26 protein-coding genes are annotated in these 26,133 nt (G+C 62.5%); 12 read left to right on the top strand and 14 right to left on the bottom strand.

From position 1 onward, the window contains the following. Positions 1-113: 113 nt before the first annotated feature. Complete coding sequence (locus ACIQ17_RS02765) at positions 114-317, top strand: hypothetical protein (RefSeq protein ID WP_398465135.1); 204 nt, start codon at positions 114-116, stop codon at positions 315-317. A 19-nt stretch (positions 318-336) separates the two neighbouring features. Here the strand turns inward: ACIQ17_RS02765 and ACIQ17_RS02760 are convergent, their stop codons facing one another. Further along, the gene (locus ACIQ17_RS02760) at positions 337-555 is read right to left on the bottom strand and encodes a hypothetical protein (RefSeq protein ID WP_398465133.1); all 219 of its coding nucleotides are present in this window, start codon (positions 553-555) and stop codon (positions 337-339) included. A gap of 237 nt (positions 556-792) precedes the next feature. On the opposite strand from ACIQ17_RS02760, the gene ACIQ17_RS02755 reads away from it, so the two are divergent. Continuing rightward, positions 793-1,764, top strand: coding sequence for a UPF0104 family protein (locus ACIQ17_RS02755; RefSeq protein WP_398465131.1), 972 nt, complete (start codon positions 793-795; stop codon positions 1,762-1,764). A 105-nt stretch (positions 1,765-1,869) separates the two neighbouring features. Here ACIQ17_RS02755 and ACIQ17_RS02750 read toward each other — a convergent pair whose 3' ends face one another. Continuing rightward, positions 1,870-2,493 carry a class I SAM-dependent methyltransferase gene (locus tag ACIQ17_RS02750; RefSeq protein ID WP_398465203.1) on the bottom strand — a complete coding sequence of 208 codons (624 nt, stop codon included), beginning with the start codon at positions 2,491-2,493 and terminating at the stop codon, positions 1,870-1,872. 254 nt (positions 2,494-2,747) lie between these two features. Between ACIQ17_RS02750 and ACIQ17_RS02745 the strand changes: the two genes are divergently transcribed. Then, positions 2,748-3,962, top strand: a complete 1,215-nt coding sequence (locus tag ACIQ17_RS02745; protein ID WP_398465129.1) for a DUF3419 family protein — start codon at positions 2,748-2,750, stop codon at positions 3,960-3,962. 38 nt (positions 3,963-4,000) lie between these two features. Here the strand turns inward: ACIQ17_RS02745 and ACIQ17_RS02740 are convergent, their stop codons facing one another. The 6 genes from ACIQ17_RS02740 to ACIQ17_RS02715 form a co-directional block, all read right to left on the bottom strand. Continuing rightward, entirely contained in the window at positions 4,001-4,708 is a 708-nt protein-coding gene (locus ACIQ17_RS02740; protein WP_398465127.1) for an ABC transporter ATP-binding protein, read from the bottom strand. Continuing rightward, positions 4,695-5,438, bottom strand: a complete 744-nt coding sequence (locus ACIQ17_RS02735) for an ABC transporter ATP-binding protein (protein WP_398465125.1) — start codon at positions 5,436-5,438, stop codon at positions 4,695-4,697. The genes ACIQ17_RS02740 and ACIQ17_RS02735 overlap by 14 nt, the downstream gene beginning before the upstream one ends. After that, positions 5,435-6,364, bottom strand: a complete 930-nt coding sequence (locus ACIQ17_RS02730; protein ID WP_398465123.1) for a branched-chain amino acid ABC transporter permease — start codon at positions 6,362-6,364, stop codon at positions 5,435-5,437. The genes ACIQ17_RS02735 and ACIQ17_RS02730 overlap by 4 nt, the downstream gene beginning before the upstream one ends. 1 nt (position 6,365) lies before the next feature. Beyond that, a complete protein-coding gene (locus ACIQ17_RS02725) occupies positions 6,366-7,220 on the bottom strand; it encodes a branched-chain amino acid ABC transporter permease (protein WP_398465121.1) in 855 nt (284 codons plus the stop codon). A 164-nt stretch (positions 7,221-7,384) separates the two neighbouring features. Next, entirely contained in the window at positions 7,385-8,605 is a 1,221-nt protein-coding gene (locus ACIQ17_RS02720) for an ABC transporter substrate-binding protein (RefSeq protein ID WP_398465119.1), read from the bottom strand. A gap of 458 nt (positions 8,606-9,063) precedes the next feature. Further along, positions 9,064-9,522 carry a DUF6455 family protein gene (locus tag ACIQ17_RS02715; RefSeq protein WP_398465117.1) on the bottom strand — a complete coding sequence of 153 codons (459 nt, stop codon included), beginning with the start codon at positions 9,520-9,522 and terminating at the stop codon, positions 9,064-9,066. Between the two features lie 230 nt (positions 9,523-9,752). Here ACIQ17_RS02715 and ACIQ17_RS02710 point away from each other — a divergent pair, with 230 nt between their 5' ends. Further along, positions 9,753-10,169 carry a hypothetical protein gene (locus ACIQ17_RS02710; RefSeq protein WP_398465115.1) on the top strand — a complete coding sequence of 139 codons (417 nt, stop codon included), beginning with the start codon at positions 9,753-9,755 and terminating at the stop codon, positions 10,167-10,169. Between the two features lie 75 nt (positions 10,170-10,244). Here ACIQ17_RS02710 and ACIQ17_RS02705 read toward each other — a convergent pair whose 3' ends face one another. The 4 genes from ACIQ17_RS02705 to ACIQ17_RS02690 all read right to left on the bottom strand — a co-directional run bounded on the left by ACIQ17_RS02705 (position 10,245) and on the right by ACIQ17_RS02690 (position 14,634). Beyond that, a complete protein-coding gene (locus ACIQ17_RS02705; protein ID WP_398465113.1) occupies positions 10,245-11,534 on the bottom strand; it encodes an ArgE/DapE family deacylase in 1,290 nt (429 codons plus the stop codon). 75 nt (positions 11,535-11,609) lie between these two features. Beyond that, a complete protein-coding gene (gabT, locus tag ACIQ17_RS02700; RefSeq protein ID WP_398465111.1) occupies positions 11,610-12,887 on the bottom strand; it encodes a 4-aminobutyrate--2-oxoglutarate transaminase in 1,278 nt (425 codons plus the stop codon). A gap of 26 nt (positions 12,888-12,913) precedes the next feature. After that, the gene (locus ACIQ17_RS02695; RefSeq protein WP_398465109.1) at positions 12,914-13,939 is read right to left on the bottom strand and encodes a histone deacetylase family protein; all 1,026 of its coding nucleotides are present in this window, start codon (positions 13,937-13,939) and stop codon (positions 12,914-12,916) included. Continuing rightward, positions 13,936-14,634, bottom strand: a complete 699-nt coding sequence (locus tag ACIQ17_RS02690; protein ID WP_398465107.1) for a GntR family transcriptional regulator — start codon at positions 14,632-14,634, stop codon at positions 13,936-13,938. The genes ACIQ17_RS02695 and ACIQ17_RS02690 overlap by 4 nt, the downstream gene beginning before the upstream one ends. Before the next feature lie 139 nt (positions 14,635-14,773). On the opposite strand from ACIQ17_RS02690, the gene ACIQ17_RS02685 reads away from it, so the two are divergent. From ACIQ17_RS02685 to ACIQ17_RS02660, 6 genes are all read left to right on the top strand, one after another. Next, positions 14,774-15,547 carry a class II aldolase/adducin family protein gene (locus ACIQ17_RS02685; RefSeq protein WP_398465201.1) on the top strand — a complete coding sequence of 258 codons (774 nt, stop codon included), beginning with the start codon at positions 14,774-14,776 and terminating at the stop codon, positions 15,545-15,547. Positions 15,548-15,612: 65 nt separating this feature from the next. Continuing rightward, the gene (locus ACIQ17_RS02680) at positions 15,613-17,178 is read left to right on the top strand and encodes an ABC transporter substrate-binding protein (protein WP_398465105.1); all 1,566 of its coding nucleotides are present in this window, start codon (positions 15,613-15,615) and stop codon (positions 17,176-17,178) included. Positions 17,179-17,262: 84 nt separating this feature from the next. Beyond that, complete coding sequence (locus tag ACIQ17_RS02675; protein WP_398465103.1) at positions 17,263-18,234, top strand: ABC transporter permease; 972 nt, start codon at positions 17,263-17,265, stop codon at positions 18,232-18,234. After that, complete coding sequence (locus ACIQ17_RS02670; protein ID WP_398465100.1) at positions 18,231-19,070, top strand: ABC transporter permease; 840 nt, start codon at positions 18,231-18,233, stop codon at positions 19,068-19,070. The genes ACIQ17_RS02675 and ACIQ17_RS02670 overlap by 4 nt, the downstream gene beginning before the upstream one ends. After that, entirely contained in the window at positions 19,070-20,689 is a 1,620-nt protein-coding gene (locus ACIQ17_RS02665) for an ABC transporter ATP-binding protein (protein ID WP_398465098.1), read from the top strand. The genes ACIQ17_RS02670 and ACIQ17_RS02665 overlap by 1 nt, the downstream gene beginning before the upstream one ends. Positions 20,690-20,695: 6 nt before the next feature. After that, positions 20,696-21,646 carry a 2-hydroxyacid dehydrogenase gene (locus tag ACIQ17_RS02660; protein WP_398465096.1) on the top strand — a complete coding sequence of 317 codons (951 nt, stop codon included), beginning with the start codon at positions 20,696-20,698 and terminating at the stop codon, positions 21,644-21,646. Positions 21,647-21,736: 90 nt separating this feature from the next. On the opposite strand, the gene ACIQ17_RS02655 is transcribed toward ACIQ17_RS02660, so the two are convergent. Further along, positions 21,737-21,865: a hypothetical protein gene (locus tag ACIQ17_RS02655; protein WP_398465094.1), complete on the bottom strand. Its 129-nt coding sequence runs from the start codon at positions 21,863-21,865 to the stop codon at positions 21,737-21,739. 143 nt (positions 21,866-22,008) lie between these two features. Between ACIQ17_RS02655 and ACIQ17_RS02650 the strand changes: the two genes are divergently transcribed. Then, complete coding sequence (locus tag ACIQ17_RS02650; protein ID WP_398465092.1) at positions 22,009-22,827, top strand: aldo/keto reductase; 819 nt, start codon at positions 22,009-22,011, stop codon at positions 22,825-22,827. 223 nt (positions 22,828-23,050) lie between these two features. Here the strand turns inward: ACIQ17_RS02650 and nikR are convergent, their stop codons facing one another. Continuing rightward, positions 23,051-23,488, bottom strand: coding sequence for a nickel-responsive transcriptional regulator NikR (gene nikR / locus ACIQ17_RS02645; RefSeq protein WP_398465090.1), 438 nt, complete (start codon positions 23,486-23,488; stop codon positions 23,051-23,053). Positions 23,489-23,627: 139 nt separating this feature from the next. Here nikR and ACIQ17_RS02640 point away from each other — a divergent pair, with 139 nt between their 5' ends. Then, complete coding sequence (locus ACIQ17_RS02640; RefSeq protein WP_398465088.1) at positions 23,628-25,883, top strand: TonB-dependent receptor; 2,256 nt, start codon at positions 23,628-23,630, stop codon at positions 25,881-25,883. The last annotated feature ends 250 nt before the right edge of the window (positions 25,884-26,133 follow it).

Here is a 26,133-nt window from a genome sequence, read left to right as displayed (position 1 = left end):
CTGATCTAACTGCGCGAAATGAGACATCACCCAAATGGGTGATGACCGATGCCGCATCGCTCGGTTGAAGAATGCGACTTACCTTGATGATCTCAGTCCAACGGGACGTCGCCATGGCAGCCATACCGCCAGACCATGCGAAGCGCGCACTCCTGCAGCGTCTTTCAACTGCCAGATCCGAGGCCAAGCGCCTCGGTTTCAGTGTGGCAGCCAGCCTGATCGGCATGACAATTCTGAGCATCAGTCCGACATGGACTGACAGCAATGACGATCCGGTCGCACAGAACGACAACGGATCCCATCCGGATAAAGTCTGACCAGTCTGGTTATGTCGACTCAGGCCGCCAGATCCCACAGACGGGGACAGCCGCGCAGCACGACAGCGCGGCCAGTCGCGGTCAGGGACGGCGTGTCATCGGCCAGTGTCACCAGGCCGAGCTCGACCAGCTGGTCGAGCACGTAGCGATTGAGGCGGCTGGCGGGCGCACCGGGGCGAAGGGCGCGAAGCATCTCCCATTGATTGGCGCTGAGCTGCAATTCGGTATCGATCAACATGATGTCTGGTTTCGTAATGGGCACGTGAATGAATAGGCGTTTGTCGCTTAGGGCGTTCGCATGAATCCCTTGCGACAACCTTGCGGCTGAATCTGGAGTGCACCGGTTTATTTGTCGGGCGACGCTCTCGCGCTGTTTTGCGCGGCTGTCATATCGACGTGTCACATAGGCGCGCTTACTGCGGGCGCGAATCACGTCGCATTCACATCTAGAGAAAAGCGGAGCCGCGTGCCAGCCGTGTTACGAAATATCATCGATGTGATGCGCCATCGCCTCACTTTGCGGATTCTCGGCATCGCTGTCAGCCTTGCGATTGCCGTCATTGCGTTCCTGGCGTTGAACAAGGCCCTCAAAGGCGTCGACATCGACAAGGTCCTTGTCGCGATGCGCATGGTGGAACCCATGGCCATCGCGCTGTCGCTGGCCCTGGTCGCCATCTCCTACGGCAGTCTGACGCTGTATGACTGGCTGGCACTGAAGGTGATCGGGCGGGGAGACCTGCCTTATCGCGTGGCGGCGCTGGCCAATTTCACCAGCTATCCCATCGCCCACGGTGTCGGTGCCGTGCTGCTGATCTCGTCGGCTGTGCGTTACCGGATCTATGCACCCCACGGCATCGGTCCCGGCGGTGTGGCCCGCATCTGCTTTCTCACCGGCATGACATTCTGGCTCGGTAATCTCACCGCGCTGGCGCTCAGCACTCTCTATGCGCCCGACGCGATCAGCAAGATCGACCAGCTGGCGCCCGAGGTGAACCGCGCCATTGCCATCACGATCCTGCTTGGCATTGTCGGCTATGTGTTCTGGACGTGGAACGGCACCCGTGCCATCGGCGGTGGCCAGTGGTCGGTGCCTGTTCCGAGCGGCCGCAATGTATTTCTGCAGATCGGCATCGGCCTGGTCGATCTCGGCGCCGCAGCCCTGTCCATGTATGTGCTGATTCCGGAGACGATGGATGTCAGCCTTGCACAGGTGATCGTGGTGTTCATCGCTGCGACGCTGCTTGGCTTCGCCAGCCACGCGCCGGCAGGCATCGGTGTGTTCGACGCGACGATCCTGATCGGCCTCGGCGGCGAGCACACCGAGCAATTGCTTGCCGTGCTGTTGCTGTTCCGCCTGTTCTATCACCTGATCCCGTTCGTGCTCTCGCTCGCACTGTTCGGCGGCGTGGAGGCATACCGGAATGTGACGAAGAAGAAGCTGGCGTGAGGCACGCATTCGCAGGGCGGATTAGCGAAGCGTAATCCACCGGCCGAGTTTGCATTGACGCTCCGCGGCGGATTACGCCTTCGGCTAATCCGCCGCGGCAAGGATTTACTGCTTCAGCGTCAGCACGGCCGACTGCGCGTAGCCGCGGAACGGCCGCTTGAAATCGAGCCGGGCCTGATGGCGTTCGGCCAGGGTGATCAGTGCGTCCTGCAGGTCGGCGCGCGGTGTCACGTCGAACAGCGCCAGCCATCGCTGCAGCACGCGGCGCGCGCTGGCGGGTAGGCGCTCCTGATGACCGAAATCGACGATGTGCAGCTGGCCGTCGGGCTTCAGCCGCGTGACGGCTTCATCGAGCACGCCCTGCCAGTCCGGGATCATCGAGAGCGCATAGGAGATCACGATGTGATCCGGCGCGACGCCGAAAATCTTGATGGGATCGAAATCGGTGGCATCGCCATGGGCGACGCGGATGCGGTTGTCGAGGCCATGGCGCTTGATTGAACCCAATGCCGTGGTGAGCATTTCCGTCGAGACGTCGATGCCGGTGAATCGTGCGTCGGGATACCGACGTGCCGCCTGCACCAGATTGCGGCCGGTGCCGCAGCCGATCTCCAGCACCTGCGCACCCGCTGCGGGCTTGAGGTCCACGATCAGCTGGTCGCGGCCCAGCAGGTAGTAGCGGCGCGTGGCGTCATAGATGAAGCGCTGCCAGCGATACATCCGGTTCATGCGATGGGTGGCGTCGTTCGGCCAGGTCGCCTGAGGAATCGTGCCGGGCGTGGTTTCGGCTTCGGATACGATCGTCACGATGCACCTCGTCACATGTCGGATTGAATCGCAGCCTTGTCACTCCAACGCGACGACGATGTGACAGTGGATTTGTCATACGGGGGGCGTGGTCCGGAGAAGGTCTGTCGCAAAACTGCAGTCTGCGGTTGATAAAAATTTCAGATTGTCGATTTGGGGCCGTCAAAAGGACCGCTATGAACACCCAGCTAATCGCCGACGCCGTACGCAACAGCCGCTCCAGCGATGAAGCGACGGTGTGGGACTCTCTCTTCGCCTTCTGGTTCCGTCGGCTCGTCTACACGCAGATCTGGGAAGATCCGGAAGCCGACATGGCGGCGCTGCAGTTGAAGCCGGGGTCGTCGATCGTCACCATCTCGAGCGGCGGCTGCAATGCGCTGTCCTATCTCGCGGCCAAGCCGGCACATGTCTATGCGGTCGACCTCAATGAAGCCCATTTGTCGCTGCTGAAGCTGAAGCTCGCCGGCCTGCGCGCACTGCCAAGCTATCAGGATTTCTGGACCTTCTTCGGCGAGGGCAATTCGAAGGCGAATGCCCAGCTCTATCGCGATCGCCTGCGTCCCTATCTCGACGAGGAGGCCCGCGGCTACTGGGACGAGCGCACGTTCTTCGGCGTCGGTCGGCCGCGCTACAGCTATTTCACTGATGGCTTCTATCGCCATGGCGCGCTCGGCCGCTTCATCGGTTTCGGCCACATGATTGCGAAGGTCGCCGGCGTCGATCTCGATGCACTGCTGAAATGCGAGGCCGGCTCGCCCAAGCGCAAGCAGGCGCTGGAGAAGCTGCACAGCGTGTATCACTCCTGGTTCGCCAAGCTGCTGACGCGGACGCCGGCGCTGGTGTTCAGTCTCGGCATCCCGCCACAGCAGCGCACGCTGCTCGCGGGCGACCAGCCGCTGAACGAAGTCCTGTACCAGCGCACGATGGCGCTGATCGACGTGCATCCGAATGCCAATAATTACTTCGCCTGGCAGGCCCTGAGCCGCAGCTATGTCGGTCCCGGTGATACCTGCCTGCCGCCCTATCTGCAGGAGAGCCGCTACGCCGACACGTCGAGCCGCGCTGCGCTGGTCACGCCGGTGCATGCCAATCTGCGCGTCTTCATCGAAAGCCTGCCGGCGCGAGCGATCGATGCCGTTGTGCTGCTGGACTCACAGGACTGGATGGCGCCGGATGAAATCCGTGCGTTGTGGGATGCCATCGACCGTGCCGGCAATGACGGCATCCGCGTCATCTTCCGCACCGCCGGCGCCGAGTCGCCGCTGGAGGAAGAAATCCACGCGCCGTTGCGCCAGACCTGGCAGCGCGATGTGGAGCGCAGTGCCCTGGGCCATGCCCAGGATCGCTCGGGCATCTATGGCGGCTTCCATCTGTATAAGCGGAAGCAGTGAATTTCCGACCTCTTCCCGCAAGCGGGAAGAGGTCACCCTCACACCCCTAGATAGATCTGCTGGATATATTTGTCGCTGGCGATCTCCTGCGCCGTGCCTTCGCGCACCGTGCGGCCATGCTCCAGCACATAGACGCGATCCGCGATCCGCAGGGTCGAGGTCGCGTCCTGCTCGACGATCAGGATCGCCGTCCCGTCCTTCCTGATCTGCATGATCGAATCGAAGATCAGCCCTTTCAGTCGCGGCGCGATGCCGACCGAGGGCTCATCGAGCAGGAGCAGTTCCGGTCGGCCCATCAGCGCGCGTCCGATCGCCACCATCTGCTGCTCACCGCCGGATAGCGTGCTCGACTGCTGCCACTGCCGCTCACGCAACACCGGGAAAAGGTTGAAGACACGTTCGAGGTCGGTGTCGATCTCGGACTTGTTCTTGCGCAGATAGGCACCGAGCTGCAGGTTTTTCAGCACCGACAGTTCGGAGAACAGCTTTCGTCCTTCCGGGCAATGGCAGATACCCTTGGCGACGACATTGTAGGGCTCGATGGGATGCAGCGACGCATCCTTGAAATTCAGTGTGCCCTGGGCCGGAATGGAGCGCGAGATCGCCTTGAGAAGCGTCGTCTTGCCGGCGCCATTGGGGCCGAGCACGCCGATCAATTCGCCTTTCTCGACCCTGATCGAGACGGATTCGATCGCCAGGGCCTTGCCATAGCTGACCTTGAGGTCCTTCACGTCAAGCAGAGGCATGGGCGTCCTCCGTCTTGCCGATATAGGCCTCGATCACCTTCTCGTTCTTCACGATTTCCTCGGGTGGTCCGACGGCGATGATCTCGCCAAAGTTCATTGCGATCACGCGCGACACCAGCGCCATGAATTCGCGCAGCTTGTGCTCGATCAGCAGAATGGTGAGGTTCTCCTCGCGATGCAGGCGGCGGATCAGTTGTGCCAGCTGCTCGATCTCGCTGCTGCCGAGGCCGGCAAACGGTTCGTCGAGCAGCAGCAGGTCCGGCCGTGTCGCCAATGCGCGCGCGATCTCGAGACGACGGAGGTCGCCGTAAGGCAGCGTCTCCACCGGCTCCTTGTCGCGGCCGCCGAGGCCGACCTGGGCAAGGAGATGACGCGCGCGCTCCTCCTTGTCCTTGTCCTCTTTCGCGCGCGGCGACATGCAGGCCACCAGCACGTTTTCCAGCAGGTTCATGCCGATGAACGGCCGGGTGAGCTGGAAGGTGCGGGCCATGCCGCGATTCACCACCTTGTAGGGCGCCAATTCACGCACCAGTTCGCCATTGAAGTGGATGGTGCCGGAGGTCGGCGGCATGAAGCCGGTAAGGATGTTGAACAAGGTCGTTTTGCCGGCGCCATTGGGGCCAAGGATGCCGGTGAAGTCGCCCTTCTTGAGGGTGAAGCTGGCATTCTTCACGGCGGTAAGGCCGCCGAAGCGCTTTGTGACACCGTTGACTTCGAGGAGGTCGCTCATCGCAGGCGCTCCGTCATCCGACGCCAGAGCGGCGCGATCAAACCATTGGGCAGGAAGAAAAGGATCAGCATCAGGGTCAGCGTATAGATCCAGAGGCGATACTCGCCGAAGCCGCGCAGCATCTCGGTGAGCAGCGTCAGCAGGATCGCGGCGACGGCGGCGCCATAGATCGAGCCGATGCCGCCCACATAGACCATGATGATCACCGTGATGGAGACGATGACGGAGAACAGTGGCGGCGAGACCTGTAGCTGGTAATGCGCGTAAAGGGCGCCGCCGAGGCCGGCGAAGGCGGCGGAGATCATCAGCGACACGATCTTGTAGAAGGTGACATTGATGCCCGCCGCCTGGCAGGTCGCTTCATCACCGCGGATCGCGCGCAGCAGCAGGCCCCAATGCGAGCGCGCCAGCAATGTCAGCACGATCACGGTGACGACAAGAATGCCGAGTGCGAACCAGTAGTAGTACAGCGGCGATTTCATCAGCGGATCGAGGCCATAGATGCCTTCTTCGCCGCCGGTATATTCCCAGAAGATCAGGCAGAGCCGCTGCAGGATCGCCGAGGTCGACAGCATCGCCAGCGCGAAATAGGGCCCGCGCAATCGCAGGGTCGGGAAGCCGACCAGGACGGCGAAAGCGACGGCGACGATCACCGCGAGCGGCAGGCTGTACCACGGATTCGCCGCCCATAGCGACGACAGGAAGCCGGCTGTATAGGCGCCGGCACCGATGAACAGCGAGTGGCCGAAATTCTCGCGGCCGGTGAGCCCGGACATGAAATCCCAGCTTGATGCCCAGATGCCGTAGATCACGCAGACCGTGAGCACGCCGGTGAGATAATTGCTGCCGGTCACCGCCGGGATGGCGGCGAGGATGGCGACGACAATGATGCCGCCGATGATGTCGATCGGTGCGATGCGTTTCATGTCAGAATGCCGCCCGTCGCCCGAGGATGCCTGCCGGCCGGATCATCAGCGTGACCACGACCGCCACCAGCGACACCAGCTCCGTCCATGACGTGGAGATCAAATAGGCGACGATGGTTTCGGAATAGCCGAGGATCAGCGACGCGATGATGCTGCCAGGGATCGAGCCGAGCCCGCCGACGATGACGATTGCAAAGGCTTTCACCATCGGCAGCAGGCCCATGGTCGGCTGCACGGTGAGGAAGGGCGACACCAGGATGCCCGCAAGTGCTGCGGTACCGGCCGAGATCGCCATCACGATGGAGAAGATGCGATTGGTGGGGATGCCCATATATTGCGCGGCCTCCGGATCCTGCGACACCGCGAGGATCGCGGCGCCCAGCCGGGTGCGCTGGATGAACAGCCACAGCAGCAGCAGCACGAGCACGCCCATCACCAGCGCCAGCAGCCGCTGGCCGCCGATATCGACACCGCCGATGGTCAGCTTGTCGGCCACGAAAGAGGGGACGTTGCGATATTCGGAGCCGAAGGTGATGAACAGCGCCTGTTCGACAGCAAGCGACACGGCAAGCGTGATCATCAGCACCGCAAGCTGCGACGAGCGCAGCGGGCGCACCAGGAAACGTTCCATCAACACGCCGAAGCCCGCCACCAGCAACACCGCAAGTGGCGCTGCGATCAGCAGCGGAAAACCGAGCAGCGACGTGAAGACATAGGCTGAATAAGCGCCGAGCGCATAGAACGCGCCGTGAGCGAGATTGAGGATACGGGCGACACCGAAGATCAGCGTGAAGCCGACGGCCAGCATGGCATAGATGGCGCTCGACACGGCACCGTAGATCAGGATCTGAAGCATGACATTCCGCAGGTGTGGGCTGGACGGTGAAGCTTTGCCGCTTGTCATCACCCGCGAAAGCGGGTGATCCAGTAAACCGAGGTGCCGCGGTTCGATCCGAAGCGGCGGTGCTTACTGGATCCCCGCATGCGCGGGGATGACAGTCGGTGTATGAGGCACTGACCTCAGTTGCTCATCCACGGCGGCGCGATCATCGGTCCCTTGGCGGAGTCCTTCGGCCACACCACGACGCGGGCGCCGTCTTTCTGCCACTGGGCGAACAGCAGGTTCTGCAGGCCCGGTCCCTGCTTCACGTCATGCACTTCGTCGAACTGGATCTTGCCGGCGATACCGACATAGTCGGTCTTCTCCAGCTCCTTGATGACGGCGGCCGGCTCCACTGAATTGGCGCGCTTCACTGCCTCGGCATAGACATGAACCGCATCATAGGTGCCCACGCCGGTATAGACCGGAGCGGTGCCGAAGCGCTTCACGAATTCGTCCCAGAACGGAATCGTCTTCGGCGTCAGTTCGGCGCGAGTGGCAAACAGGCCGACGGTCTCGGCGAGGGCCTTGCCGCTGACGCGGGTGAAGAAGTCGGCGTCCTGGCTCTTGACGTCGATGCCGCCGATCGGGATCGGCACCTGCGCGTCATGCCACTGCTTGACGAAGATATCCGACGAGGCATGCGACAGGATCACGATCAGATATTGCGCGCCGGAATTCTTCACCTTGGCGAACAGCGGCGAGAAGTCCGAGGTCGAGGTGTCGAAGAATTCCGACATCGGCACTTCGGTGCCGCCTTCGACGGCGCCCTTCTTCAGGATCGGAACGAGGTCCTGCACCCATTTGGCATTCTCGCCGACAATGGCGACCTTCTTCAGGCCCATCTCACCCTTGAGCTTGCCATTGATGAAGTCGACCAGCGCGCGGGCCTGGTGGCCGGCGTGGATCGGCGAGACGCGGAAGATGTATTTGTAGTTCTCATAGTCCGTCTTCACCTTGGCAGTGATGGCCGGGGAGGCGGCGCCGACACCGAGATAGATCGTCTTGGCGTTGGAGATGTGCGGCAACTGCGCCAGCGTCACGCCGGATGTGTAGCCGCCGATCAGCACGTCGACCTTCTCGTCGGCGGTCAGCTTCTTGATCGCAGCGATGCCCTGTTCGGGATTCTCGGTCTCGTCGGCGACGACGATTTCCAGCTTGCGGCCGAGCAGTCCGCCTTTGGCGTTGATTTCCTCGATCGCCATCTTCGCCGCATTCTGGGTGTCACGGCCGACCTGCAACTGGATCGATGTGGGAAGGCCGATCTTGATCGGCTGTTGCGCCGAAACGGGCGCGGTGGAAGCGAGGGCGCCAGCAACAATCACACTGGCAGCCGCAAGCGGCCTCAGAAATGAGTTCATGGTATCTCTCCCTAGAATACATCTCGGTCATTGCCGGATGCTTTTTGTATGGAGAGCAGACTGCCAAGCGCCGCGAGAGCGAGTCAAGAAAGATCACGCGTGATCGTGCAATGAGGCAGCGTTGTCCTTTTGCTTTGTGAGTAGAGCTTCTGTTGCAACGCGATGAGGACGTTGTCGATGTGCACTCTGATCAGGCAACAGACGACTGCGCGACCGCTGCCGGCATGTGCAGTGCGTCGCGGAAGCGAACACCGCAAACAGCGTTTGAATTCTTGTTTGAAAACACCGAAGGGGTGGGACCGCCGACGCAGGTAAAAACGGCGGTCCCGTGCCGAACATTAAAATCCGGGGAAGGGAAAGCGACTTCCGCATCCACGCTGCACGACACGGGATCGACGGTATATTATGCCGTGTTTGCTGCAACTTAGTTCAAATCTTAACCTAACCGATTAGGCTTACTAGGCCGGCTTTTCGAGCAATTCCGCCAAGGTCGCAGAATAATTTTCTCCGCGATCCCGCTTTGCACGCATCAGGGTGATTTCGTTCGCATTGGCGCAGTAGTCCTCGTAGTTCGCAGCTGCGGTCTTCGCAGCAAGATCCTGGTGGCAGGCGTGCTTGTGGGCGCATCCGGCGCAGGCATGGCGCATCTCCATGATTTGCGGCGGCGCAATCGTGTTGATCGTGGTCTCATCGAAACCGAGCGCCCGCAACATCTGCGGAAGCTCTTCTGCGCCATCGACGCCGCGGCGGACCAGCGCCTGGAGATCGCCAGGGGCGAGCCCAAGTTCATGCGCCATCCGGGTGAATTCGCCGTGGTCGAGCTGGCTCAGTTCGTGGAGCTGACGACGCTGCGTGAGCCATGCGCCGAACTGGTCGATCAGATAGCTGACCACGGGATAGGGCTGTACTTGTGTCATCGCGATCTCCTGCTGCTGACGATGCTGCATGCAGGGTCGGTCCGATGGGGGCCCGCCGCATTGCTTTGGATCAATCGGCGGTTGCGGCCGGGACGGTTAGGCTTATCGGCAGAAAGCCCTGTCCCGCAGCGATTTACCGGGAACGACCGGGCTGGATTCCCGGTTATTCGTCCATAGATTGGAGACATTGTCATTTCCAGAAGCCGGGAACGTGGCCTCAGGAGGCGTAGATGACGTTCAGATACTTCACCTCACCCGCAGTCGGCATTGCGTTGCTGGCGGGATCTGTGGTCGCGCAGGCCGGACCGGTCGCGCAGACTTACAAAGCGGGAGAATTCCTCACGCTCGATCTGCGGCAGGCACTGCTGTCGCCGAAGCCGCTGGGGCCCGGTGCGCAGTTCGAAGCCTATCCGATCGAGGCCCGCTCCGATGCCAAGAACGCGATCGATGCGGCGGCGGACAAGCCGGTCGCGGAGAAGGTGATGCCCGTAGCCAAGCTGCCCCGCAACGTCGCAACGCGCCCGCAGCCGCCTGCGCGCAGCCGCGTCGCGCGTCCGCGCAGCAATCCGCTCGACGCGAATGCGGCTGATACGCGTATCCAGACATGGCCGTGCCGGACAGGCGGGATTTGTAACTGGCAGAGATAAGCCAGCTTCGCCTTTGCAAATGAAAACGGCGGCGCAATGCGCCGCCGTTTTGCGTTGTCTGTATCAGAAGTGGGATCAGCCCTTGATCTCTTCCACGCCGCACCATTCGGCAATGAACAGCGCCAGTGCCGTCGTGGTCTTCTTCAGCGAGGGCAGGTTGACGCCTTCGTCGAAGCCATAGACGCCGCGCGAGATGCAGCCGTAGTTGAGCGTCGGGATCTTGTCGAACAGCGCGTAGACGCGGCTGTCGAGATAGGCCAGCGACGTCTCCGGCTTCGGCTTCTGGCCGAACACGATTTCATGCGCGGCAGCGAGCGTGTTCTCGGCATCCGAACCGGGCTTCAGCTCGTAACCTTCGGCCTGGAAGCCGTTGAAGGTCACGGTTGGCGGGATGTTCGACAGGAACGGGTCCTGGCGCGAGAAGGCGGCGACGCGGTCGACGATTTCCTTCTTGGCGGCTTCGGCGGTCTTGCCAGGCAGCAGCGAGATGCGGAAGTCGATCTTGCACCAGGCCGGGACCGACGAGGCCCAGTCGCCACCGGCGATCTTGCCGATGTTCAGGTTGACCGGCTTCTCGATGTGCTTGAAGTGCTCGTGCTCGCCCTTGGTGGCGTTCCACTCGGCTTCCAGCTTGCGCAGCTCGCCGACCACGCGATAGGCGCCGTCGATGGCATTGGCGCCGGTGCCCATGCGCTGCACATGAACCGGCACGCCGCGCACTTCCACCTGGAACCAGACAACGCCGATATTGGCGCGGGTGATGGTCTCATGCGACGGCTCGGAGACGACGACGGCATCGGCCTTGTAGCCGCGCAGATGCGTCATCAGGGCGCCGTCGCCAGTGGACTCTTCTTCCACCACCGACTGCAGGTATACGGTTGCGGCCGGCTGCAGGTCGAGGCTCTTCAGCGCGTCGAGCGCGAAGATGTTGGAGGCGCAGCCTGCCTTCATGTCGCCGGCGCCGCGGCCCTGCATCCAGTCGCCCTGGATGACGGGATCGTAGGGCGGGGTGCTCCACATATCGAGCGGGCCTTCCGGCACCACGTCGACGTGACCCTGCATGATGAGCGAACGGCCGGTCTCGTTGCGCGGGCGATGGGTGCCGACCACGATCGGGGCCTGCGAATGCAGCTCGTCCCAGGCGCCGGCGCCGGGATGACGCTTCAGCGCTTCCGGATCCATGTTGAAGCGCTCCATGCTGTAGCCGCGCTCTTTCATGGCGCGGAACATGAAGTCCTGCATGGTGTGTTCGTTGCCGCGGGTGGACTGGTGACGAACCATGTCCTGGGTGAACTTGACCTGGGCGTCAAAACCCTTGTCGACGGCGGCGATGATCTTGTCGCGCAGGGCGGGATCGAGAGCCATGGGAATGTCCTTGTACGTTTGTAGAAGTTGTCGTCACTGCGAGGAGCTTTCTCCTCGCAGTGACGGTGGAGAGATTTAGGCCGTCAGCGCGCGTTCGAGCTTTTCCATGCCTTCGTCCAGGATCTCGTCCTGGGCGGTGAGCGGAACGAGCACGCGGATGGTGTTGAAGTTGACGCCGCAGGACAGCAGCACGAGGCCTTCCTCGACGGCCTTCTGCGTCACCTTCTTGGTCGCATCGGCGTCCGGCGTGTCGGTGCCGCGTTCCTTGACGATGTCGAAGGCAATCATGGCGCCGACATTGCGGATCGAGGCGATCGGCACGAGGTCGTTGCGCTGCTGCATCTTCTTCAGGCGCGTGGTGATGCGCTCGCCGATATGGTTGGCGCGGTCGACCAGCTTCTCCTTCTCGAACACGTCGAGCACGGCCATAGCAGCCGCAATCGCCAGCGGGTTGCCGGCATAGGTGCCGCCAAGGCCGCCCGGATCGGCGGCGTCCATGATCTTGGCCTTGCCGATCACGCCCGACAGCGGGAAGCCGCCGGCCAGGCTCTTGGCCACGGTGATGAGGTCAGGCTTCACGTCGTAATGTTCCATGGCGAACATCTTGCCGGTGCGGCCGTAACCGGTCTGCACTTCGTCGGCGATGAGGACGATGCCGTTCTCGTCGCAGATCTTGCGCAGCGCGCGCATCAGCTCCGGCGGCGCCTGGTGGAAGCCGCCTTCGCCCTGCACGGGCTCGATGATGATCGCGGCAACGCGGGCCGGATCGATATCGGCCTTGAACAGGAAGTTGAGATACTTCAGCGACTCTTCAACGGTCACGTCGAGCTGCGCGGCCGGGAAGGGCACGTGCCAGACTTCCGGCATCGAAGCGCCAAAGCCCTTCTTGTAGGGGAACACCTTGCCCGTCATGGTCATGGTCATGTGGGTGCGGCCATGGAAGCCGCCGGTGAAGGCGATCACGCCGGCGCGGCCGGTCGCCGCACGGGCCATCTTGATGGCGTTTTCGGTGGCTTCGGCGCCGGTGGTGAAGAAGGCGGTCTTGGTGTCGCCGTCGATCGGGACCAGCTTGTTGAGACGCTCGGCGAGGGTGACATAGGATTCATACAGCAGCACCTGGAAGCAGGTGTGCGTGAAGTTTTCCATCTGCGCCTTCACGGCAGCCATGACTTGCGGATGGCAGTGGCCGGTGTTGAGCACCGCGATGCCGCCGGCGAAATCGACGTAGCGCTTGCCTTCGACGTCCCAGACTTCGGCGTTCAGCGCACGCTGCGCCGAGATCGGGGTGGAGTGGCCGATGCCGCGTGGCACCGCGGCTTCGCGGCGCGCGAAGATTTCTGCATTGGTAGCCATTCGAGTTTGTCCTTACTTTTCTGTTGTTAGCGCGCTGATTCAAAGCCAGCGAGCGTGGAGGTGAGATTGGCGCCCAGAATGTCGGACAGATATCCGCCTTCCTGAACGATGACGGTGGGCAGGCCGAAGCGTGCAACGGCCGCGCCGATACGGTTGAACCCCGGCGTGGTAACCTTCAGCGCTGCGAGCGGATCGTGCTCGGAGGCATCGAGACCAAGCGCCAGCACAAGCGCGGTCGGCGCAAACGACTTGATGGTCTTCTCGGCGACAGCGAGCGCATCGATAAAGCCGTCGTCGCCGGTGCCGATGGCGAGCGGGATATTGAGATTGGTGCCGAGGCCATTGCCTTCGCCCTTCTCATCCGCATAGCCCCAGACAAACGGGTAGTAGCCGGTCGGGTCGGCATGGATCGAGACGGTCAGCACGTCCGGGCGCGAATAGAAGATGCCCTGGGTGCCGTTGCCGTGATGCACGTCGACGTCGAGGATGGCGACGCGCTCATGCTTGGTGCGCAGATGCTCGGCGGCGATGGCCGAGTTGTTCATGAAGCAGAAGCCGCCGGCGAGATCGCGGTAGGCGTGATGGCCGGGCGGGCGGCACAGGGCGTAAACCGCGTCCTCGCCATCCATCACCATCTGCGCGGCGGTGACGGCGATGTCGGTCGCCGCGCAGGCGCCGGCCCAGGTGCCCGGACCGATCGGCGCCGACGTATCGACCGTGTGCCAGCCGAGCTTGCCGACGATGTGGGTGGGATAGCTGCCCGGTACGCGGTTCGGATGAATGTTCGGGATCATCTCGGTGCCGTAGTCCGGCAGCTTAATCCATTCTTCCCACGCGGTTTCGAGGAAGCGCAGATATTCCGGCGAATGCACGCGGGCCCGCGGGCCCTGGCCGAATTCGGTCGGCGCCACCAGCGTGTGCTTGCCGTCATTGAGGCCCTTGAGCAGGCGCACCGCGCGCTCGGGCTGCTCGGTGGTTTTGCGGATCTGGCCGCGCACCAGGTAGAATTGCGGATCGTGGGCGCTGTGCTTGTCGGAAGTAACTGCCTTCACGTTGCGGCTCCGTTCGTTGATGCAGGGATGTCGCGGACCAGCTTGCCGACTTCGCGCCAGGCCGACGCGATGTGGTAGTCGAACCTTGCGGTGATGACGTCGGCGTGGCCCTGGTCGAGCACGTCGAGCAGAACGTCGTGGGTCTGCGCGATGCGGTGCGGGTCGTCATAGAGGCGCCCGATCAGGCCGATCACCATGCGCATCTCCGACGACAGGTCATCGAACACCTTCAACAAGCGCTTGTTGCCGGCCATCTCGACGATCATGCGATGGAATTTATAGTCCTCTTCCACTTGCCTCGCATGGTCCTCCAGATCGGCGGTCTCATGCAGGACCTCTATCTGGCGACGCAGCGCATCGCGATTGGCAGGGGTGAGGTTTTTTGCCGCGAGCACGGCGGCGTGACATTCCACGCAGATGCGCAGATCGTAGATTTCGTCGATATCGCCTGCTTCCAGCTTGCGGACGAAGAAGCCGCGGCGCGGATGCGAGACGAGAAGCCCCTGCTGCTCGAGCAGCCGCGCGGCTTCACGTACCGGCGCACGGCTGATACCGAGCTCGCGGGCGATGCCGGCTTCGACGACCTTTGCGCCCGGCGCGAGCTGGCCGTTAACCACGGCCTGCGTCAGGACGCGCGCCACCTGACCGACGAGATCGGTATCGGCGAGGGCAGCAAGGCCAACTGGTGGGGACATCAAACGCATGGGGGAAAAGGCCCGTTTCATGCCGTGTACAAGAATTAAGCGTCGATTGTCGACAGTTTAATCTTGCCGCCTGCCATGCGTTTGTGTTTGCTTTCGGCATCTTAAAAAGACGGGAAGTACGCCTGTGAATATGCATGCCAATCTGACGCCGACCCTCGATGCTGCCAAGCAGGTCCGTGTCGATCTCGCCGCTGCCTATCGCCTGATTCATCGCCACGGCCTCGATGACAGCATCTACACGCATATCTCCGTTCGCGTGCCCGGCACCAAGGATCGCTTCCTCATCAATCCCTATGGCATGCGCTTCGAGGAAGTGACGGCGTCGAATCTCGTCACCGTCGATACCGACGGTAAAGTTGTTGATGATCCTCTCGGCCTCGGCATCAATCCGGCCGGCTTCACTATCCACAGCGCTGTTCATGCGGTGCGCCACGACGCCAATTGCGTGCTGCATACGCATACGGTGGCCGGCGTCGCAGTGTCATGCCTCAAGGAAGGCCTGATGCCGCTGAACCAGTGGTCGATGCAGTTCACCGATCGTATCGCCTATCATGACTTCGAAGGCATCGCGCTGGATCTGTCCGAGCGTGAGCGCCTGGTTGCCGATCTCGGCGACAAGATGGTGTTGATCCTGCGCAATCACGGCCTGCTCACCTGCGGTCGCTCGGTCGGCGAGGCTTTCAAGCTGATGTTCAACATGGAGCGTTCCTGCCGCGCGCAGCTCGCGATCCTTGCAGCCGGCGCTGAAGTCATTCGCCCCTCGCATGCCATTGCCTCGCACACGGCTGGTCAGTATGACCGCGGTTACGAGAAAGTGCATGGAGAAGGCGGCGGCAAGCCGGACAGCGAGTGGGATGCGTTCAAGCGCATGCTCGACAGGACGGACGCCGATTACAAGAACTGATCCGATTAGCACCGAACATCGTCAACGAATCTAAGGTACGTGCCGCTGGGCACCAGGGGGAAGATATGTTGAAGAAACTGGTACTGGCTCTCGCGCTCGGCAGCGTTAGCCCGCTCGTCTTCACGAGCACATTTGCTCTGGCGCAGGAGCCGAAACTCGGCGGCACCATCAATGCCGTGATCCAGCCCGAACCGCCTGGCCTGATGCTGGCGCTGGTGCAGAACGGTCCGACCCAGATGGTGTCGGGCAACATCTATGAAGGCCTGCTGCGCTACAACAAGAAGCTGGAGCCGCAGCCCGGTCTGGCCGAGAGCTGGACCATCAGCCCGGACTCCAAGACCTACACCTTCAAGCTCAAGCAGGGCGTCACCTGGCACGACGGCAAGCCGTTCACCTCGGCCGACGTGCTGTTCTCCATTGAGACGCTGAAAGTCACCCACGCCCGTGCGCGCGGCAATCTCGTCCAGCTCGACAAGGTCGAGGCGCCCGACGACCATACCGTCGTCTTCACGCTGAAGCAGCCTTTCGGCCCGTTCATCGGCATCTTCGAAGTCGGCTCGATGCCGATGATCCCGAAGCACATCTATGAAGGCACCGACATCAAGACCAATCCGGCGAACAACACGCCGATCGGCACCGGTCCCTTCATGCTGAAGGAGTGGAAGAAGGGCTCATTCATCCAGCTGGTGAAGAACCCGAACTATCACGTCCAGGGCAAGCCCTATATCGACGGCATCTACTGGCAGGTCATCCCGGACGCCGCCGCGCGCTCGGTGGCTTATGAGACCGGCAAGGTCGATGTGCTGCCCGGTGGCTCGATCGAGAATTTCGACGTGCCACGCGTCAGCAAGCTGCCGAACACGTGCGTGACCGGCGAAGGCTGGGAATTCTTCTCGCCGCTCGCCTGGATGTGGCTGAACAACCGCAATCCGATCCTCGCCAACAAGAAGGTCCGTCAGGCCATCATGTATGCGGTGGATCGCGAATTCGCCAAGGACGTGATCTGGAACGGCCTCGGCAAGGTGGCGACCGGCCCGTCGGCCTCGACCATCAAGTTCTACACCGATGACGTGCCGAAATATCCCTATGACCCGGCCAAGGCCAAGGCCCTCCTGAAGGAAGCCGGTTACAAGGGCGAGAAGATCCGCATCATGCCGCTGCCCTATGGCGAGACCTGGCAGCGCTGGGGCGAAGCTGTGAAGCAGAACCTCGTCGATGTCGGCATGAACATCGAAACCATCGCGACCGACGTGCCGGGCTCGAACCAGCGCAACAGCGAGTGGGACTTCGATATCTCCTTCACCTATCTCTATCAGTATGGTGATCCGGCGCTCGGCGTCGCCCGTAACTACATCTCCAGCCAGATCGTGAAGGGTCAGCTCTTCAACAATCTTGAAGGCTATTCGAACCCCGAGGTCGACAAGCTGTTCGCCGAAGGCGCCGTCGCGACGCCGGATTCGAAGCGCAAGGAGCTCTACGACAAGGTCCAGAAGATTCTCGTCGAAGACGTTCCGGTGGCCTGGCTGCTCGAACTGCAGTTCCCTACCATCATGAACTGCAAGGTGAAGAACCTCATCACCACCGGCATCGGCGTCAATGACGGCTTCCGTGATGCTTGGATCGACAAGTAAGTAGAACTGCCCAGTGCCCGTGACGATCGCCATGATCGTCACGGGTTTTCTTTTGCTCTCTGACCGGACTGCGGTGGATCGCCGATGCTGTCATTCGTTTCCCAGAGGATCGTGAAGGGCGTGTTCGTCTTGCTCGCGATCGTCGTGATGAACTTCTTCCTGATCCGCCTCGCGCCGGGCGATCCGGCATCGGTGATGGCCGGCGAGGCCGGCGCGTCCGACCCGATGTTCGTCCAGCAGCTCCGTGAAAAGTTCTCGCTCGACCGACCGCTGCCCGAGCAGCTCTTCACCTATGTGAAGGGCGTCGTGCAGCTCGACCTCGGCTACTCGTTTCGCCAGCAGATGCCGGTGTCCACACTGATCGCCGAGCGCCTGCCGGCGACGCTGCTGCTGACGCTGACGGCCTTCGCCATCTCGCTGATATTGGGCATCACCTTCGGCACGCTGGCCGCAAGATTTGCGGGGACGTGGGCGGACACCGCCATCACTGTCTCGGCATTGTTGTTCTACGCGACGCCGATCTTCTGGGTCGCGCTGATGTCGATCCTGCTGTTCTCCGTCTATCTCGGCTGGCTGCCCAGTTTCGGCTACGAGACCGTGGGCGCCAATTACACCGGCTGGGCCCATGTGAAGGACGTCGCGTTGCATCTGATCATGCCGGCGATGACCATCGGCCTGTTCTTCATGGCGACCTATACCCGCATGACCCGCGCCTCGATGCTCGAGGTGAAGCGGCTCGATTTCGTCAAGACCGCGCGCGCCAAGGGTCTGCGCAACAACATCATCCAGCGCCGCCACGTGCTGCGCAATGCGCTGCTGCCGGTGGTGACGCTGGCAGGCGTGCATTCGGGCACGCTGGTCGGCGGCGCCGTGCTCACCGAGACGGTGTTCGCATGGCCCGGCATCGGCCGTCTGCTCTATGAGGCGCTGCTGCAACGCGACTACAACCTTCTGCTCGGCGTCTTCACCGTCTGCTCGGCCATGGTGCTGATCTTCAATCTCGTCACCGATCTCGTCTATCGCCTAGTCGATCCGCGCATCGAGTTTGCCAAATGAAGAAGTTCTGGAAATTGATGCTGCGCAATCCCGGCGGCGTCATCGGTCTGATCCTCCTGACCGTCGCCATCGTCATCGCCGTGTTCGGCCCGATGATGTTCCCGACCTCGCCATGGCGCATGGTGCAGCGGCCGTTCCTGCCGCCCTTCACCAATCCGATGGTGACCCTCGGCACCGATGCGCTCGGCCGCGACGTGTTCGCGGGCCTGATCTATGGCGCGCGCGTATCGCTGCTGGTCGGCCTCGTCTCCACCACGGTGGCGCTGACCATCGGCGTGCCGGTTGGCGCCATTGCCGGCTATTTCGGCGGCAAGGTCGATGACGCGATGATGCGCGGCACCGAATTCTTCCAGACCATCCCGAGCTTCGCGCTGGCCATCGTGCTGGTGGCGATCCTGCAGCCGTCGATCTATTCCATCGTCGGCGCCATCGCCATCGTGTCATGGCCTCCCGTCGCGCGCCTCGTCCGCGGTGAGGTGCTGTCGTTGCGCACCCGCGAATATGTGCAGGCCGCGGTCGTCACCGGCCAGAGCAACAGCTGGATCATCTGGCGCGAGATCCTGCCGAACACGATCTCGCCCATCATCGTGCTCGCATCGCTGATGGTCGCCAATGCGATCCTGCTGGAATCCTCGCTTTCCTTCCTCGGTCTCGGCGATCCCAATCTGATGTCCTGGGGCTACATGGTCGGCGCCGGCCGCACCGTCATCCGCCAGGCCTGGTGGATCACCGTATTCCCCGGCATTGCCATCCTGCTCTCGGTGCTCGCCATGAACCTGATCGGCGAAGGCCTCAACGACGCACTCAATCCGCGCCTGGCAAAGGATAGCCGCTGATGTCCAAAGCGCCCGCCATTGCCATCAAGAACCTCAAGATCGCACTGCCCAAGAGCGGCGAACGCTCCTATGCGGTCGAGGATGTGTCCATCGACCTCATCCCCGGCGAGATCGTCTGTCTCGTCGGTGAATCCGGGTCCGGCAAGTCCATGTGCGCCCACGCGCTGATGGGGCTGCTGCCGGATACGGTGAAGACCGAAGCCGGCGAAATCGCCTTCGGCGGCAAGAACCTTCTCAAGCTGACCGAAGACGGCTGGCGCGAAGTGCGCGGCCGTGACATCGCCATGGTGTTCCAGGAGCCGATGACCGCGCTCAATCCCCTAATGCGCATCGGCGACCAGATGATGGAGATGTTCGAGGCCCATGGTCTGCTGACGCCGAAGGAGCGCCGCGCCAAGGCGCTCAATCTGGCGAAGGAAGTGGGTCTACCCGATCCCGAGCGCATCATCCGCGCTTATCCGCATCAGCTCTCCGGTGGCCAGCGCCAGCGTGCCATGATCGCAATGGCGCTCGCGCTGGAGCCTTCGGTGCTGGTGGCCGACGAGCCCACGACAGCTCTGGACGTGACGACGCAGGCGCAAATTCTAAAGCTGATCCGCAACCTGCAGCGCAGCCGCAACATGGCGGTGATGTTCATCACCCACGATTTCGGCGTGGTGGCGGATATCGCCGATCGCGTCGTCGTGCTCCGTCACGGCAAGATCGTCGAGGAAGGCTCCATCGATGCGGTGTTCAGGAATCCGCAGCACGATTACACCAAGGCGCTGCTTGCCGCGGTGCCGTCGATGGACCCGCCCGCGCGCGCGCCGCTCGACGAGACCAACAAGGCTGTCGACGTCATCGGTCTCGACAAGACCTATGTGACGCCGACTGGCTGGTTCAAGCCGGATCGCCGGGTGCAGGCCGCCAATGAGGTGACCTTCTCGATTCTCAAGGGCGAGACCGTCGGCCTTGTTGGCGAGTCCGGTTCGGGCAAGTCCTCCGTTGCGCGCCTCGTGATGCGCCTGATCGAGGCCGATCGCGGCACCGTCCGTATCGGCGATGTCGATCTCACCGCCCTCAAGGGCAAGGCGCTGCGCGACCAGCGCCATCGCATCCAGATGATTTTTCAGGATCCGTTCGCCTCGCTCAATCCGCGCCGCAAGGTCGGCCAGATCATCACCGATGGTCCGATCTCCCACGGTGCCGATCCGAAGAAGGCGATGGAGCGTGCGCGCGAATTGCTCGGCATGGTCGGTCTCGATGCCGGCTCGCTCGATCGCTATCCGCACGAATTCTCCGGCGGCCAGCGCCAGCGTCTCGGCATCGCCCGCGCGCTTGCCATGGACCCGGAAATCATCGTCGCGGATGAGGCGGTGTCGGCGCTCGACGTGTCGGTGCAGGCGCAGGTGCTGAAGCTGCTGGAAGATCTCAAGGCCCGCCTGGGGCTGTCGATGCTGTTCATCACCCACGACTTGCGCGTCGCCGCGCAGATCTGCGATCGCATCGCGGTGATGCAGCGTGGCGAGATCGTCGAGTTGAAGCCGACGGCCCAGCTCTTCGCATCGCCCGAACATTCCTATACCCGCGAGCTTCTGAGCGCCGTCCCCGGCCAGAGCTCGCCATCACAGGCCGCCTGACCCTCGATGCCGAACAAGACTACGCGCTGCGTCCTCCTCAGCACCACCCTGGACCTGCGGGACTATCTCGCGCCTGAGATTGCGCGGCTCGATGGCATCGTGAGCTTCGTCGATCATCTCGACGGCAGCGATGCGGCCGATGTCGAGATGGCAGTGGGCTGGCATCCTGAACCGGATGCGTTTACGCATTATCCGAACATCAAGGCGGCCTGCTCGATTGCAGCGGGCGCCGATAGCCTGCTGCATTGTCCGAGCATGCGCGACAGCATCGACATCGTGCGCGTGATCGAGCCGGCCCAGGCCGAGATGATGTCGGGCTTCGTGATCTGGCACGCGATCTATCATCAGCGCCGGATGGGCACGTATCTGCAGCAGCAGCGCGACAAGGTCTGGCAGCGTCTGCCGCAGCGTGCCGCGCGCGAGGTGCCGGTCGGTATTCTCGGTTATGGCGCCATCGGTGCGCGCGTGGCGTCGGATCTGTCGATGCTCGGTTTTCCGGTCAAGGTCTGGAGCCGGACGCCGAAGATGACGTCGGCCGGTGTGGCCGGCTTTCACGGCACCGACGGTCTCGACAGGATGCTTGATGATACCGAGGTGCTGATCAATCTGTTGCCGCTGACATCCGAGACCCGCGGCATCCTCAATGCCTCGCTGTTCGCGAAGCTGCGGCGGGGCGCCTATCTGATCCATGTCGGCCGCGGCGCTCACATGGTCGAGCACGATATCTTTGCAGCGCTCGACAGCGGTCAATTGTCGGGTGCGTCGATCGACGTGTTTCCCATCGAACCGCTGCCGACCGACAGCCCGTTCTGGACCCATCCGAAAATCCTGCTGACGCCACACGATGCCTGCGACGTCACCATGGCCGCGGTCGGCGGCACAATCCGCGCGACGGCCGAGGCGGTCCAGGCGGGGCTGCGGCCGAGGGATACGGTCGATCGGGTGAGGGGATATTGAGCGCGGAGTCGTAGGATGGGTAGAGCGTAGCGAAACCCATCACCGCTTGCGCGCGACCGTGATGGGTATTGCGCCTGCGCTCAACCCATCCTACGGCCTTGCCAGCCAGAATCCGCCGAGCACGAGAGCCACGGCCAGCGTGACGATGATGCCGCCGACAGCAAGCGTGATGGCGAGCAGGCCGTGCGAGTCCAGCCATGCGCGAAGCGCTTTCTCCACCTTGAACATCTCCCCGGGATGTGAGTTCCTGTTTTGCGGCGGGCAACGTATCACATCGCGCGGCCACCGTCCTGTGGCGGGCCGCCTCGGGGTATGATCCTTTCGGATCAGGTCACGCCCCATCAAGAGATTCAGGAGATTGCATGAAAGTTCTGGAAACGCAGGGCATCGAGGTGCCTCAGCTCGGCCTCGGCACGTTCAAGCTCACGGGCGATGCCTGCATTGCCGGCGTGGAGACTGCGCTGAAACTCGGCTATCGCCATATCGACACCGCCGAGATGTATGGCAATGAGGCGGAAGTCGGTGCCGGCATCAAGGCCGCCGGCCTGCCGCGCAGCGATCTGCATGTCACGACAAAAGTCTGGCACGAGAATCTGGCGCCCGACGCCATCAAGCGCGCCTTCGATGCCAGCCAGACCAAGCTCGGCCTCGATGTCATCGATCTCTATCTGGTGCATTGGCCCTCGAAGGGCATGAACCTGCCGGCGATCTTCGAGACGCTGCTGAAGTTCAAGGACGAAGGCCGCATCCGCGCGCTCGGCGTTGCCAATTTCCCGGTGGCGCTGATGAAGCAGGCGGTGGAGGAAATCGGTGCGCCGGTCGCCTGTAACCAGGTCGAATATCATGCGCTGCTCGACCAGACCAAGCTGCTGACCTATCTGCGCTCGAAGTCGATCCCGCTGGTGGCTTACTGTCCGCTGGGCCAGGGCCGTCTCGCCGACAATGACGCGATGAAGAAGATTGCCGCCAAGCATAGCGTGAGCGCCGCGCAGGTCGCGCTGAAATGGCTGCTCGATCAGGACGGCGTCGCCGCCATCCCGAAAGCGTCGCGGAAGGAGAGCCAGCAGGCCAATCTCAATGCGCTGAAAGTCACGCTGGATGACGAGGACCGCAAGGTGATCGCAGGCTTGCCGAAGGACGAACGCCTCGTGAAGCCCGCATTTGCGCCGGATTGGGACTAGCTTTCTCCCTCCCCCAAGCGCGCGTATGCGCGCGCCGTGGGGAGGGTGGATCGACGGCGTAGCCGTCGAGACGGGTGGGGTGCTGCCCCACACTCTGTTCTATCGCGGGGAGAGATCCCACCCGGCTTCGCTCTGCGAGCTCCGCCGGGGCAAGCCCCCGCCTATCAGCGGCCCCTCCCCACTGCGCTACGCTTGGGGGAGGGAGACCATCGGCGGCGCTCCCTCACTTATGCGAGTGCCCCTTCTTCCCAGCCGCCTTCTTCCCCGCCGGCATCATCACCACGCGTCCATACTTCACCCCGCGCTCTGCAATGATGTGATCGGCAAAATGCTGCACGTCCTTGCCCGGCCCGCGCAGCGCCGTCACCTCCATGCAGTTGTCGTCGTCGAGATGCACATGCAGTGTCGCCAGCGAGAGGTCGTGGTGGTGGTGATAGGTGTCCACCAGCCGGCGTGACAGGTCGCGCTGGGCGTGGTCATAGACATAGACCAGCGCCGCGACACAGTCGCCGGACTTGCCCTGCTCCTCTGCAGCCTGCTGCATACCTGCACGCGTCAGGTCGCGAATCGCCTCGGATCGGTTCTGATAGCCGCGCACGGCGATCAACGCATCCAGCTCTTCCATCAGGTCATCGTCGAGCGTGATCGTGATGCGCTGCATAAGTCCTCCCGAGAGTATGATGAATCTTTGACTTCGTCATACTCGCCATGTCAGTGTGATCAGGTTGAACGCAGCATAACCGGCCGCCCGACTGATGTATCGCTCTCTCTGTTTTTCGGTGGGTGTCTCGGTGTCCGCGATGCTGGCCGCGTCAGTGCCCTCGCAGGCGCAGCTGGCGACCATGCTCACGCCCGTCGAAATCGATGCGCCGAAGCCGCGTGTCGCCGCCCCTGCAAGGCAACGCGCATCCGCCATCACCGATCGCCGCCTTGCGCCGCGAACCGCAGCGCAGGTCGCCGTCACGAGCGGCACCGGCGGCAACAGCCCCGGCTTCAACACCGCCCAGCTTCCCGTCAGCGCTGCCAGTGAGAAGAACGTCGGCGGCGCCGAGGTGAATGCCCGTCCACTCTCGCGTCCGGCCGAAGCGCTCGAAGTCGCGCCGGGCCTGATCATCACCCAGCATTCCGGCGACGGCAAAGCCAACCAGTATTTTCTCCGCGGCGTGAATCTCGATCACGGCACCGACCTCGCCATCACCGTCGATGGCATGCCGGTGAACATGCGCACCCATGGCCACGGCCAGGGCTATGCCGACATGAATTTCCTGATCCCGGAACTGATCAGTGTGGTCAATGTCCGCAAGGGCCCGTATTTCGCCGATGAAGGCGATTTCTCCTCGGTCGGCGCCATCCATGTCAGCCTGATCGACAGCGTCGCCCGGACCATGGCGTCGATCACCTCTGGCAGCTTCGGTTACAACCGCGCCTTTGGCGTCACCTCGGGCAAGGCCGGCGATGGCAATCTCCTCGTTGCCGCTGAGACAAATATCTACAATGGCCCCTGGGATCATCCCGACAAGCTTAAGAAGCTCAATGCCGTGGTGCGTTACAGCCAGGGCACCCCGGACAGCGGCTTCTCGCTGACCGGCATGGCCTATGCCAATCGCTGGAATTCCACCGATCAGGTGCCGCTGCGCGCCATCACTTCCGGGCAGATCGGTCTCTACGGCGCGCTCGATCCCACCGATGGCGGCAATGCCGAGCGCTTCTCCATCTCCGGCCGCTATCGCGATAGTGACGCGACCGGGGCCACCAAGGTCGATTTTTACGCCATCAAGAGCAAGCTCAATCTCTGGAACAATTTTACGTTTTTCCTGAGCGATCCCGTCAACGGCGACCAGTTTCACCAGCACGACGACCGCGTGCTCGGCGGCATCAATGCGTCGCATACTTTCAGGGGCACGGTCGGCGGCTTTCGCACCGAAACCGAGGTCGGCGTGCAAAGCCGCTACGACAATATCAGCGTCTCGCTCGGCAACACCGTGCAACGGCAATATCTCTCGGGCACGCGCAGCGATCTCGTGATGCAGGGCAGCGCCGGCTTCTTCGTGCAGAACACCACGTGGTGGACCGACTGGCTGCGCAGCCATGTCGGCTGGCGAGGGGACTATTACAACGCAACGGTCAATTCGCTTCTGCTCGCCGCCAATTCAGGCACCGCCAATGCGACCATCGGCAGCCCCAAAGCGGGCCTCGTCTTCGGCCCGTTTGCGAGGACCGAGCTGTTCATCAATGCCGGCGAAGGTTTTCACAGCAATGACGCGCGCGGCGTGACCATCAGGGAGTCGCCCTCCGATGGTTCGCCGGTGGAATCGTCGCCGTTCCTCGTCAAGACGCGCGGCGCCGAAGTCGGCCTGCGCACAAAACTCGTTCCCGGCCTCACCAGCTCGATCGCCCTGTTCACGCTGGAATCAGCATCGGAAATCCTGTTCGTCGGCGATGCCGGCGACACCGAAGCCAGCCGGCCGAGCCGTCGCGTCGGCTTCGAATGGACCAATGACTACAAGCCGACATCCTGGCTCAGCCTGGAGGCGGATCTCGCCATGACGCGTGCGCGCTTCCGTGGCAGCAACGCCGATCAGGCCGCCGCCTATGCCGAGCTCGACGGCTATCCGGCCTCGCAGATCGGCAACGCTCCCGGCCATTTCATTCCCGGCGCGCCGAACATGATCGCTTCGGCCGGTATCCGTCTCGGCGAAGCGAGGGGCTGGTTCGGCGCGCTGCGCTATCGCTATTTCGGCCCGCGCCCGCTCACGGAAGATGCCGCCTTCATCTCGCCGGCCACGGGCCTGCTCAATGGCCAGATCGGCTATCGTTTCGACAACGGCTGGCGCGTTCAGCTCGATGCATTCAACATCCTCGACAGCAGGTCGGACCAGATCACCTATGCCTATGGCTCGCTGCTGAAGACCGACTCGCTGTTCGCGGCGTGTTTTTCTGCGGGCGGTGGTGCGCCGACAGCGCCTGCCGCCGTGTGTCAGACCGGCATCATGGATCGCATTCTGCATCCGGTTGAACCACTGGCGCTGCGCCTCACGGTGGCCGGCGCATTCTGATCTTGCCGCAGTGCAGCTTGCGCAGGTGATGTCGCAGGATCATCATCCTCCCGATGCCACATCAAGCTCCGGGGGAACGATGCCCAATGTCTCATGGTGCGTACATGTGTCGATGGTGGTCGTCCTCACCTGGGGAGCGCTGATGTCATCAGCCAGCGCGGCCACCTTCGTCTATGTCGGCAATGCCGACAGCCAGGATATCAGCGTTCTCGAATTGAAGCCGAATGGCGACCTGTCCGCCGTCGAGACG

Origin of the sequence: Tardiphaga sp., from assembly GCF_044340795.1 — a bacterium.
GTDB lineage: Bacteria > Pseudomonadota > Alphaproteobacteria > Rhizobiales > Xanthobacteraceae > Tardiphaga.
The sequence above is the reverse complement of the archived record's forward strand: the minus strand, read 5'-3'. Positions and strand labels throughout refer to the sequence as shown.